8 protein-coding genes are annotated in these 13,141 nt (G+C 39.8%); all 8 read right to left on the bottom strand.

Features of this window, described 5'->3' with window-relative positions; all coding sequences use genetic code 11:
- Nucleotides 1-285: 285 nt before the first annotated feature.
- Complete coding sequence (locus tag FH971_RS19685) at nucleotides 286-2,370, bottom strand: two-component system response regulator (protein WP_140235399.1); 2,085 nt, start codon at nucleotides 2,368-2,370, stop codon at nucleotides 286-288.
- A complete protein-coding gene (locus FH971_RS19680; RefSeq protein WP_140235398.1) occupies nucleotides 2,370-4,715 on the bottom strand; it encodes an ATP-binding protein in 2,346 nt (781 codons plus the stop codon). The genes FH971_RS19685 and FH971_RS19680 overlap by 1 nt, the downstream gene beginning before the upstream one ends.
- Nucleotides 4,712-5,245, bottom strand: coding sequence for a YfiR family protein (locus tag FH971_RS19675; protein ID WP_140235397.1), 534 nt, complete (start codon nucleotides 5,243-5,245; stop codon nucleotides 4,712-4,714). The genes FH971_RS19680 and FH971_RS19675 overlap by 4 nt, the downstream gene beginning before the upstream one ends.
- Nucleotides 5,246-5,255: 10 nt before the next feature.
- Nucleotides 5,256-7,298, bottom strand: coding sequence for a TonB-dependent receptor plug domain-containing protein (locus FH971_RS19670; protein WP_140235396.1), 2,043 nt, complete (start codon nucleotides 7,296-7,298; stop codon nucleotides 5,256-5,258).
- 371 nt (nucleotides 7,299-7,669) lie between these two features.
- Nucleotides 7,670-8,206, bottom strand: a complete 537-nt coding sequence (locus tag FH971_RS19665) for a YfiR family protein (protein WP_140235395.1) — start codon at nucleotides 8,204-8,206, stop codon at nucleotides 7,670-7,672.
- A gap of 10 nt (nucleotides 8,207-8,216) precedes the next feature.
- Nucleotides 8,217-10,253: a TonB-dependent receptor plug domain-containing protein gene (locus FH971_RS19660; protein ID WP_140235394.1), complete on the bottom strand. Its 2,037-nt coding sequence runs from the start codon at nucleotides 10,251-10,253 to the stop codon at nucleotides 8,217-8,219.
- Between the two features lie 563 nt (nucleotides 10,254-10,816).
- Entirely contained in the window at nucleotides 10,817-11,998 is a 1,182-nt protein-coding gene (locus FH971_RS19655) for a BaiN/RdsA family NAD(P)/FAD-dependent oxidoreductase (protein ID WP_140235393.1), read from the bottom strand.
- A gap of 125 nt (nucleotides 11,999-12,123) precedes the next feature.
- Nucleotides 12,124-13,140, bottom strand: coding sequence for an NAD(P)H-dependent glycerol-3-phosphate dehydrogenase (gene gpsA / locus FH971_RS19650; protein ID WP_137224433.1), 1,017 nt, complete (start codon nucleotides 13,138-13,140; stop codon nucleotides 12,124-12,126).
- Nucleotide 13,141: the final 1 nt, after the last annotated feature.

The raw sequence follows: 13,141 nt of genomic DNA, 5'->3' as shown, positions 1-13,141 counted from the left end.
ATATTTAATAATTAACATCGTTAAATCAAGTTTTTGTCATTGATACCATTTTCTAAATTAGAACGAAGATAACGTGGGATGATACCCCAATCGGTCGTTGTTACTTTTGACGCTTTAGTTACATGATTCTATCTTGTGTAGACGCAATATATTCCCGAGTCTGATAAATCAAAACCACCATTAACATTGCGATAGGTATTGACTCGGGCATTGTAAACTTGCTGCTTTACTGCCATTAATCTGCATTAATAAGCAATTAGGTTGCCTGTCACACACCAAACTATGCTATTCCTGAGGTAAGGGTTTACCAAATAAGTAACCTTGGAAGTTACTACATCCCATAGCCTTAAGCAGTTCATGTTGCTCTATATACTCAACACCTTCAGCGATAGTACTGAGGCCTAAATTAAGAGCGAGTTGAATGATTGTACGAGCGATAGCGGCATCTTTTTGATTATTGACGATTCCATCTACAAACGATTTATCAATCTTCAAGGTATCTATGGGAAAATTCTTCAAGTAGCTTAATGAAGAGTAACCCGTTCCAAAATCATCAATCGCTAATTTTAAGCCTAATTCTTTGAGTTTAAACAGCAAAGGGATAGCTTCCTCAATATTACTGATGATGGCTGATTCAGTAATTTCAAGCTCAAGTATATTGGGTGCTAAATCTGTCTCAAGCAGTGCGTTTGTGACATGCTCTAAAATATTTGCATGATTGAATTGTAAGGCAGATAGGTTGACAGCCATACGCTCAAAGTGCACATCTGTAGCGTGTATTTTTTTTGCTTTTTTACACGCTTCAAGTAAAGCCCACTTCCCGATGGGAATGATTAAGCCACTACTTTCTGCAATACCAATGAAATCAATAGGTGTTAACAAGCCTCTTGTGGGGTGGTTCCAACGTAATAATGCTTCGTATCCAACAATTTTTCCATCAACTGAATTCACTTGTGGCTGATAATAAAGTACCAGCTGATTACCTAAGGTTACGGCTTCTCGAAGTTCGGCTTCAAGTTTAAGTCGATCCATTAATGTCTTATGCATCTCATGTGAGAACAGTTGGTAACTATTTTTTCCGTTATTTTTGACTTGATACATAGCTGTATCTGCATGTTGCAATAATACATCGCCAGTAGCACCGTCATCTGGATAAAAGGAGATACCTATGCTTGCCGAAATAAACGTTTTCTGCCCCTGAATAAAGAAGGGCTTGGAGAGTGAATCAAGAATTCGCTGAGCAATAATAGCAACGTTTTCCAGCTGCTCTAATTGACATAAAAGCAGCGTGAACTCATCACCACCCAAACGCGCAAGATGATCATTTTCGTATTCTAGGTGACTTCCCACACTGATTTGATCAGAAATACGTACAGAATCTTTAATACGTTGGGCTGCTTCACATAATAATTGATCGCCAGCTTGATGCCCCAAAGTATCATTGATTCTTTTGAAGTGATCTAAATCGATAAACAGTAATGACAATTTGGTTGTTTGCCGTTTGGCTAAAGCAATAGCGGAGTCCAATTGCATAAGAAACTTACGTCTATTGGGCAGATCCGTTAACGTATCATAAAATGCATAATAGGCTATTTCTTGTTCTGATTTTTTTCTATTAGAGATATCATGTAATGTGCCGTTAAGACGTGGTTCACCAAAATGATAAGTGATATCTGTTCGATCATGCAGAGTAATGACTTCGCCACTGCTATGAAAAATACGATACTCTATATCATACGGTTTTTTGGCCTTTAAGGCTCCCATGACGGTGGTCTTTAAAAAAACCCGATCATCAGGGTGAACAATTTCTAGCAAATAAGGCAGTGTAATTTTTACTTCTTGAGGCTTTAAACCAACCATACGATAAACTTCATCAGAACAGTCTAATGCATCGGATTTAAAATCCCATTCCCATGAGCCCAAGTGAGCAATGCTTTGTGCTTTGGCTAGCTTGTTTTTACTCTTAGTTAATTCCTTTATGGTCTTATTTGCTTTAAGAACATAATGGATTCGATGACTAAGCAGCGGCCACTGAACCGGTTTTGTCATAAAGTCTGTAGCACCAACATCGAAGGCTTTTTTAATGTCTTGAGGCTGATCTAAGGCGGTAATCATAATAATGGCGACATTATCCCCTCCGGGTAATGAGCGAATGACTGAACAGCATTCAAAACCATCCATCATATCCATCGATACATCGAGTAGTATTAGATCAGGCACATGTTTGGAAAACTGCTCTATGGCTTCCTCTCCACTGCAGGCTTCAATAATATTACCCACAGACTGACTCAGTGCTCGACGCATTAGCAGTCGAATGACGGGATCATCGTCGACGATTAACACCACATCTTGAAGAGTATTTAATTCCATTAGGCATACCCCTCTAATTTTAACAGCAATGCTTCTGTAGTTTGTTCAAATGCCGGTAACAAGGAATCTGAGAGATTATTAGCATCACTCAATTGGTCATTACGTGCAAATAACTCTATTTTACTCGCTAATGCCTGAATCTTTATCGCCCCTAAATTGGCCGAACTAGACTTTAGTGAGTGTGCAGATTTAAATACCTGATCTGCATTATTATCTGCTAACCCTTTAATAATATTATTGATTAACTCTGGAGTATGTTGCAAATACATATCTACAATACTCTTCACCAGATCTGTTGAGTCATCTGGAGAGATTTGATAAATGTCATTAAGAGGACCATCAATTAACACCAAGACTTCCTCGTCATCAATAGCATCGACATTTTCGGGGAGACTTGCCGGTTCAAATACCCATTTATTCAAGCATTCTGATAAATTTTGGCGGGTAAAAGGTTTTAAAAGTACATCTTTGGCACCAGCTTGACGAAATAACCTTTTAACATTGGGTTGAATATCTGCTGTAAGGGCTATGATAGGTGTTTGATGGTTAATACAGCTGTTACCTAGCTTAGTAATCGCTTCCGTGGCAGCGATTCCGTCAACGACTGGCATATGATAATCCATAAAGATTAAATCAAATTTTTGCTCTTTCGCTCGAGCGATAGCTTCTTGGCCATTATTGACAATTTCACACTGATGTCCCAGAGACTCTAATAAGCTTTTTACTACCAGTTGGTTGACCGCATTATCCTCTGCAACAAGCACTGTTGATTTTCGATATACCCCTTCTACGCTATGATTAGGTCTAAGCACTTCTTTAGAATGGTGTGAATTATCTACAGGCACAAGCGGGATGCTAAACCAGAAATTACTGCCTTCATTTAGGGTACTTTCGACGCCATAACGCCCATTCATTAATATAACTAACTGCTGGCAAATAGCTAAACCAAGGCCCGTACCGCCAAACTCACGCGTTATAGAGTTATCCGCCTGCATAAAGGGAGTAAAAATAGTCTTTAATTTGGATGTTGCTATGCCAATCCCAGTATCTTTAATCGTAAACGTAATAAAAGTATCTGAAGCTTCAAGGTGTTCGCTCACCTGCATAATAATAGAACCTTGACGAGTAAATTTTATTGCATTTGAGATAAGGTTATTAATAATTTGTCGTATTCTGAGTGAGTCGCCTAAGTAATTTATGTGGTTTAGTGGCGATATGACAACATCGAAATCAAGACTCTTTTTCTGTGCTGTAACTTTATGAGATTGGCATGTAAAGGTGACAAAATCAGTTAAATTAAACTCTCTGATGTCTAAATCTATTTTATTGGCATCAATCTTAGAAAAATCCAGTACCTCATTTAATAACACCAGTAATGTTTGGGCTGAATCGTTGATCATTTGAACTGTATTAGAAACCTCTTTATTCAATTCAAAAGACGTAAGTAGATCTGAAAATCCAATAATGCCATTTAGCGGTGTTCTGATCTCATGACTCATTACGGCTAAAAATTCAGATTTTGCATGATTCGCTTTTTTGGCAAGCTCGAGTGTCTGTTGTAATTCAAAGGTGCGCTCTGAAACACGATTTTCTAAATCATGATTGATGGCTTCCAGTTGTCTACCTCGAGCATCCACTTCGGCGATCATTACGTTAAAACTTTGCGCCAGTTGAGCGAACTCATCATGAGACTTGATGCTCACGCGCTGGCTATAGTCTTTTTTATTTGAGATTTGCTCGATGACATGTAAAAGCGTATTGAGCGGTTTGGTGAATAAAGACTGTAACCAAAACATAACCAATAAACTTGCAAAAAAAGCAAATACACTTGTGGAAACAACCAGAATTAAATAATCATCCAGTTGCTGGGATTGTGATTTCATATTATCGGTGATTTGTAACACGCCCACGATCTCGCCTTCAGAGATCAAAGGGGTATAAGAATAAGCACTATCACGGTTAAATTTAATCAACTTTTTCTTAGAAGATACAATGTTGATTAATTCCTGCCGATCCGTTTCTACTTGGTAAGCATCACTACCTTGATATAAAGCAAATTCGTTACCTGTAATATCATAGATAGCCGCATGGACGATATCGGGTTGTGCAATGAGTGCCGATAAGGTTTTTTCAGCTGAAACTGGATCGTTAAAAATAACCGCTGAGAGGCTATTACTCGCGACAATATCACTCAACACCGCCAAGCTTTGTTCTGCCTTCTCTTTAGTGATGACATATTGCTTAGTGATTAAAGATGTAGAGATGATGATGATGACAATAATAGCGATCGCTAGCATTGAAAAAATCAACTTTGTTCGTATTGATGCAAAATTCATTATTTTCATTGCTTAACCTCAAGTGCTAATTTCAATACCTGTGAGCTAATGTTTAAGCCTGATGCCTCTAACACCTTACTATTAATATTGAAATATAATCGCTTATCTTGCTCAACGATTTCAATCATGCCTCCTTGCACAGCAAAACCGGAAATATCCGACACCGTTAAAATAGGTTTATTATCGACAGCCAAAAACAAACGACGAATTAAATCTCTAGAGTTTGCGTCAATAAATACCACATCACACAGTTCTATTTGGCTTGTTTCTAATAACGAAATAGCCGTGATTGGCTTATTAGCCAAAGTTTTATTTGACAGCTCCATAAAACTGTCGCGATATTGATTGCCAAAGAAACAAATTTTCCATGGCGATTTTTCATTGAGACGCGATTCTGGCCACTGAGTAAATTTAGCGAAGTTATAGGTAAACGCCGCTTTTAAATCAAACGAGTCCTGGGCTATAGATGTATGCGGAAGCAGCACAAATATAACTAATAATGAATACAGTAACTGTCGACTTAAATTAGCTTTTTTCATGGTTTCGACCTTAAAAAATTAAGGTCGCTTTGAGGTAGTAACTTGGACCTACCCGATAAGGAAACTGCAAACTTTCTCCTTCATACTCCAGGTGGGCTGGGTGAAGTAAGTTTTTTCCGTAAGCTGATAGTGTAACATCAGGCGTGATGTCCCAACTCACTCCAATATCCACACTGTTGTAACGTTCGATTGTCTTTTCGCTTGTGTTGTTTTCGCTTATAACAATAGTGTCATCGATAAAACGCCATACAAAGTTAACATCAATATCATCGATAATATTCCAATCGATTATGGTCGATAACATATGCTCAGGCGCATCAGTATTCTGCCCTAAGTTGTCACCAAATTCGCTTTTAATGAAGCTATAGTTAACCCTTAACTGAAGTGTATCGGAGGCAACCCACAATGAAGATAACTCGACCCCATAATTATACCCATCATCACCATTCTCAAATACAGTATATTGAGAAATGTAATTAGGATATGTGCTGAAATCTGTTGCGCCAATTGAGGTTCTGCGCAGTTGGTCATAATTGTTGTAAAACACTGAAGTATCAAAAGACCATTGGCTTACCGGCATAAAACGATAACCCACTTCATATGAGATAATTTCTTCTGATTCAAAATTGTCGCTACCTGATACCCACACTTTTACCAATGGAGATACATCCGAAGGCGGTATATTCAGCGCATTTACTGAAATATTATCTTCTAATCTTGAGGGGGTTCTTATTGCGCGGGCGATAGAGGTCCATACATTATTTTTTGCGTCTAACTGCCACATAAGACGAATATTGGGCTGAACTTCAAGCCCAGTGTAATCGTTGTGCTCAAAGCGCGAAGCCAGAGTCAGCCATAATTCGTCTTTAATAAGCATTATTTCATCGCTGATAAATGCACTCCATAAATCAGTATTCGTTTGTGTTGACTCGCTACTGGTTAAAAAAGTGCGCAAACGAGAGTCAACTTCATCTTGTATATAACGGTATCCTAATCCCCAAACAATATTATGATTCTGCCCAATAATTAATTGATGTTGAAAATCAATATCAAAGGTATCACTGCGTAAATCATACAAATCTTCATCTCTGCTTGTGTAATCATAATAAGCTTGCACACTATATTCAGAGGTTGCTGAGAGCGCTTTAGTGTATTTTGATAACAGGTTAAAGCCATCGTTGGTAACTTCGTCAGTATAAAACTCGCGGTATAACGGCGCCTCTGTAGATGCAATATTCGGTGCTTGTTGCATTTTTGACGTGTAAAAGTCACTGCTTACTGTGAGGCTTGTGTCTGTCTCAAGCTGAATATCAATGCGCCCACCTAATTGCAAATACTTCCAACTATTATCTTTGCCAGCATCAGCAAATGGTGCCAGTAAATCATTTTCAAGATCGTTTGGGTCAAGCTCAAACGAGTCTCTTTCATGGCCTTTTAAATAGACTCTCGACGTAACCTTGTCAGACATTGTTGAACCATAACGAAACCCAGCAAAGCCTTGTTCATAATCACCAGCACCTAACTCAGCATAACCACCTAGTGTATCTGCACTGTGTTTGGTAATAATGTTAATCACGCCATTTACCGCATTGGCGCCCCACATCGCAGCGCTTGGCCCCCGAATAACTTCGATGCGTTCAATATCGGCCATGAGTGTGTCTTGTACCTCCCAGTAGACACCTGAAAATGCTGGAGAATACAAGGTTCTGCCATCCATCAACACCAATAATTTGTTGTTGTAACGACCATTAAAACCTCGACTACCAATGGCCCACTTTTGTGAGTCAATTTGCGCTACATGAAGTCCTGGTACATCGCGAAGAGCCTGGGGGATTGAGGTTGCCCCAGAGCGACGAATACTCTCGCTTGTGACGACATAGATTGCAGCAGGCGAGTTAGACAAGGGCTGCTTTTGTTTTGATACTGAGGTAACTTCAACATTCATCAACTCTTGCAGACTGAGATCCAGAGAGTTTGACTCGGTTGCGATGGCAGTGAAACTGACTATAAAAACAAATAGTGTAGCCAAAAAAGTAACTTTCAACTTTAACATTTCTTAATGGTTCCTTCACAAATCTAAGGGGATACATGTCAATTGATTAACGTATCAAAAGTTACACAATGAATTTTTGTTTTAAAGTTAAAAGGGTATGCCATATGGTAAGATTATGTACTATTTTTAGGTGATTCAACATTAAAACAATCACCAAATTGATCCGTTTGTAAACTTATATTCATTTTTGAGAACATGAGCATGAATATTGGCACCATTGAGCTGTGTACGTTCTCATCATTTAAGCCTAAAGGTTAGCTACTTCCGTGAGTATTGTTCTTTTGGGTATAAAATTGTAACGTTATTGAGGGAGATTTAGATGGCTAGAATGAGCGGATAAATAATAATGTTATTAGTAAAATAACGTTCCATCATCGTTTAACTTCGAGTGCTAATTTTAATACTTGTGAACTGATTTTTAATCCTGATGCCTCTAACACTTGCATATTAACCTTGAAATATAACCGCTTATCTTGTTCGACAATTTCAATCATCCCGCCCTGCATTTCAAAGCCCGAGATATCTGAAACCGTTAAAATCGCTTTGTTCTCTACTGCTAATAACAAACGATGTGTTAATCCTCTAGAATTAGCATCAATAAATACCACATCACACTGTTCTATTTTACTGATGTCTGATAATTGAATAACAGTGACCGGCTGAGTGGCCAATTTTTTATTAGAAAGCCCCATAAAACTGTCGTGATATTGATTCCCGAAGTAACAGATTTCCCACGCAGATGTTTCATTGAGTCGGGATTCAGGCCACTGGGTAAACTTAGCAAAGTTATAAGTTAATGCCGCTTTTAACTCGAACGCATCCTGCGCCATAGAGGTACACGGAAGCAGAATGACTCCCATCACCCATAATGAATACAACAACTTTCGGCTAAAGCTCGTTTTTTTCATGATTGCAAGCTTAAAAGGTTAAGCTTGCTTTAACGTAATAACTAGGCCCAACTCTATAAGGGAATTGATAGTTCTCTCCTTCATACTCAAGATGGGCAGGATGAAGTAAATTTTTTCCGAACGCCGATAGCAAGACATCAGGAGTCACAGCCCAGTGCAACCCAATATCTAAACCATGGTAGCTATCAATGGTCTTAGTGCTAAGGTCATTGGTATTGATGACATAAGCATCACCCATAAATCGCCACACTAGATTAAGATCGATATCATCAGTAATACTCCAGTCCATCATTGTCGACAACATATGCTCTGGTGCATCAGTATTTTGACTTTGATTTTCACCAAACTCATTTTGAATAAAGCTATAATTCAGTTTAAATTGGAGATCATCGGTTGCTGCCCACATAGAAGAGAACTCGAATCCATAATTATGTCCTTTAAGATCATTCTCAAATGTTAAGTATTGTGAAATGTAATTGGGAAACGTGCTGAAATCTGTTGTGCTGTTGAGAGCGCTGCGCAGTTGGTCATAGTCGTTATAAAATATTGTTGAATCAAATGACCATTTTTTTGCAGGAGTAACACGGTAACCTAATTCATAGGAAATGATTTCTTCAGATTGATAATTCTCGTTACCAGCCACCCATATACTGACTAACGGAGATTCAACCGAAGGCGGTATGTTTTGTGCGTTAACAGAGAGATTATTTTCTACTCGCGATGGTGTTCTGATTGCACGTGCAACCGAGGCCCATAAATTATTTTTTTTATTTAATTGCCACATTAATCGAATATTGGGTTGGATCTCAAAGCCTGTGTAGTCAAAGTGTTCAACTCGCGTTGCTAAAGTAAGCCATAATTCATCGTCTATTAACGTCATCTCATCACGAACAAATGTGCTCCACAAATTAGTTCGAGTTGATGCTGACTCACTACTTACAATAATAGTGCTTGGGTCGAAATCATCCTTTATAAAGCGGTAACCTAGTCCCCAGACAATATTATGATTTTGGCCTAAAAGCAGTTGATGCTGGAAATCAATATCAAGGGTTTCACTACTAAAACCATACCAATCATCGTCTCTTTTTGCATAATCGTAGTAAGTTTGCAGACTATATTGAGAGGTTGGCGATAGCGCTTTGGTGAACTTTGATAACAGATTAAAGCCATCACTGTTTACTTCGTCACTATTATATTCAAGATATGACGGACCAACTAATGTTGGATAATAGGAAGTTTGCTGCATTTGAGTGCGATACCAATCACTGCTCAACATAAGGCTGGTACCTGTCTCAAGCTCTATATCAACGCGGCCGCCGACTTGTAGGTGCGTCCAGTCGTTATCCTTATCAACACTTGTAGAAGGCCCCACAAGATAGTCGCCGAGATCCTGTTGATCATGTTCAAGAGAGTCTTTATTATGGCCTTTTACGTACATTCTCGATGTTGCATTATCTGATAATGTCGAACCATAACGAAAACCTGCAAATCCTTGCTCATAATCACCGGCGCCTAGTTCTGCATAACCTCCAGAGGTGTCCGCACTGTGTTTGGTGATAATATTAATGACGCCATTTACAGCATTAGCCCCCCACATGGCAGCACTTGGGCCCCGTATAACTTCGATACGTTCAATATCGGCCATCAGTGTATCTTGCACTTCCCAATAGACGCCTGAAAATACCGGAGAATAGAGGGTTCGACCATCCATCAATACTAATAATTTGTTGTTGTAGCGACCGTTAAAACCACGGCTACTGATCGCCCATTTTTGTGAGTCAATCTGGGCTACATGCAGCCCAGGCACATCGCGAAGTGCTTGTGGAATTGAGGTTGCCCCAGAATTATGAATATTTTCGCTTGTGACAACATAGATTGCAGCAGGTGAGTTTGACAAGGGCTGCTTTTGTTTTGATACCGAGGTCACTTCAACATTCAGTAACTCTTGTAGACTCAGATCGAGAGAGTTTGATTCGGCTGCGATGCTATTGGTACTCGCAAACACCCCTAATAATGCAGTATAAAAAGTAATATTCAACTTTAACATTTTCAACAATTCCTTCACTGTTCTAATAGCAGGCGTGTCAATCTAATGATTAAAGCATCAAAAATTACACTATGAATTTACACTATATAGTTAAAATAGTATGGCGTAGGGTAAGATTATGAACTATTTTGAGGGAATTCAACATCAAAGGAATCAACAAATCGATCCGTTTGTAAACTTATGCTCATTTTTGAGATCATAAGCATGGATATCGACACTATTCAGCAACAGATAAGTTCATCACCACAGCACAAAATTTATGGGTTATTCTTATTTTGCACACTATTGTTGGATATCGATGCAGGACAGATATTCTCGAGTATATTTTTGATTATCATGGTCGATTTATCAAGCCGAACCACGTCAAAATGGCGACTCTGTCGATGACCTAATAGCCAGCATTTTTCGTGGGTGATTTACAGGCTGAAGGCGGGCGATAAATCACTTCATTGAAGGTTAATTAATTGCTGTATTGTAAGCGTGGAACGTAATCACTCATTTTTAGATAATTTTTTAGTTTAATTGCATCATTCTTATTAAAAAACAACTAAACAACTAAACAACTAAACTGCCAATCCCGCCGCGACACCAGATGACCACGCCCACTGAAAATTAAACCCTCCTAACCAACCACTTACGTCCATAACTTCACCAATAAAGTATAATCCAGAGACCTTGTTCGCTTGCATGGTTTTTGATGACAATTCATTAGTATCGACGCCACCTAAAGTCACTTCGGCAGTGCGATAGCCTTCTGTACCGTTCATAACAATAGACCAGTCGTTTAAATCATTAGCCAGCTTTTCACGCTCGCCGTGCCCTAGTTGATTTAGGGCTTTATCCAGTTGAGACTCTTCAAATAGGGCTTCAACCAAGCGTTTTGGTAACCACTGGCTTAGGGTGTTGCGTAGGCTTTGTTTTGGATGATGTTTCAGTGCAAATTCAATTTTATCTAGTGCTTTTTCAGCGGGTAGTAAATTGATTGAAATAGCTTCACCTGGATGCCAGTAATTTGAAATTTGTAACACAGCAGGGCCAGATAGACCACGATGAGTAAACAATAAGGCTTCGCTAAACTGGGTGCCATCTTGTGCCGTGATAGTGGTTGGCACTGCAATGCCTGATAATGGCTCAAACCGGATTTTTTGATCGCTATGCCAAGTAAAAGGCACTAAGCCAGCGCTGGTAGGTAATACTTTTAAGCCGAATTGTTCGGCAAGCTTGTAACCATAAGGCGTAGCACCTAATTTCGGCATGGATAAACCGCCAGTAGCAATCACTAATGATTCACAACTAAAGTCGCCATTTGACGTGCTTAAATTAAAGCCTGCTTCGGTCTTGCTAACAGAGAGCATTTCAGTACGCAGCTTTACCTTAACACCGGCCCATTCGCATTCGGTCATTAACATGGTAACGATTTCTTTGGCAGTGTCATTACAAAACAACTGTCCATGTTCGCGCTCATGGTATTCAATGCCATGACGTTCAACCAGCTCAATAAAATCGCTTGAGCGATAGCGCGCCAATGCCGATTTTACAAAGTGTGGATTACCGCAAATAAACTGATGAGGTTCGACTTTTTGGTTGGTGAAGTTACAACGACCACCACCACTGATAAGAATTTTCTTACCCGCTTGTTTGGCGTTATCTAATACCAACACATCACGACCTCGGTAGCCCGCTGTAGCAGCACACATTAATCCTGCCGCACCGGCGCCAATAATGATTACGTCATGATGTTCCACGTTTTACTCCACACGTTGAAATTGGTTGTTTTGTGTTTAATGGATAAACATTAAATGCAAAAAAGGATGCTATTTTAGCATCCTTTTTGGTATCTACTCACGGTTAAGTTAACCGATCTGTTGCACTATTTCTTGAGTGTTTCAGACTTTTTGTCTCGGCTGAGTAACTCTTTTGCTGCTTCAACGGGTGCTTTGCCTTGATACAACACTTGATAGATTTGCTCTGTAATCGGCATTTCTACTCCGAGGCGTTTAGCTAGGGTAAACACTTCTTTAGTGTTGCGGTAACCTTCGACTACTTGACCAATTTCTTCTTGCGCGGTTATGACATCTTTACCTTGGCCCAATGCCAGGCCAAAACGACGATTACGCGATTGATTATCGGTACAAGTTAATACCAAATCACCTAAACCAGCCATACCGATAAAGGTTGAGGCATCGGCGCCGAGGGCGACACCTAAACGGCTAAGTTCGACTAGACCTCGGGTAATTAATGCTGTACGTGCATTAGCACCAAAGCCAATGCCGTCGGACATACCGGCACCAATCGCAATCACGTTTTTAACCGCGCCACCGAGTTGAAGGCCGGTAAAATCGTCATTAGCATAAACGCGCAATCGTTTTGGGCTGTGGAGTAACTCAACCAAATCATTGGTAAACTGCGGGCAAGTCCCTGCAATAGAAATGGCGGTAGGCAAACCGGCAGCTAACTCTTTAGCAAACGTAGGGCCAGACAATACCGCTAACGGATATTGTTCTCCAAGTTGCTCGCGTGCAACATCTTGTAATAAACGACCTGTTTCAGGCTCTAACCCTTTGGTCGCCCACACAATCCGGGCATCTTTGCGTAATAATGGCTTAGCTTGTTTGAGTACATCACCAAATACATGGCTTGGCACGACCACTAGGATATTTTGGCTTGCTGCGAGCGCTTTACCTAAATCCGGTTCGATTGCTAAACAATCAGGAAACTGAATGCCGGGTAAAAAACGCTCGTTACAGCGACTATCTGCTAAAACTTTCATGCTTTTAGGATCGTGACCCCAAAGCAACGTTTTATGGCCGTTACTGGCTAAAGAAATAGCAAGGGCGGTGCCATAAGACCCCGCCCCTAATACCGTAATTTCGGCAGCGTTATTCATA

Source organism: Shewanella polaris (assembly GCF_006385555.1).
Lineage (GTDB): Bacteria > Pseudomonadota > Gammaproteobacteria > Enterobacterales > Shewanellaceae > Shewanella > Shewanella polaris.
The sequence above is the reverse complement of the archived record's forward strand: the minus strand, read 5'-3'. Positions and strand labels throughout refer to the sequence as shown.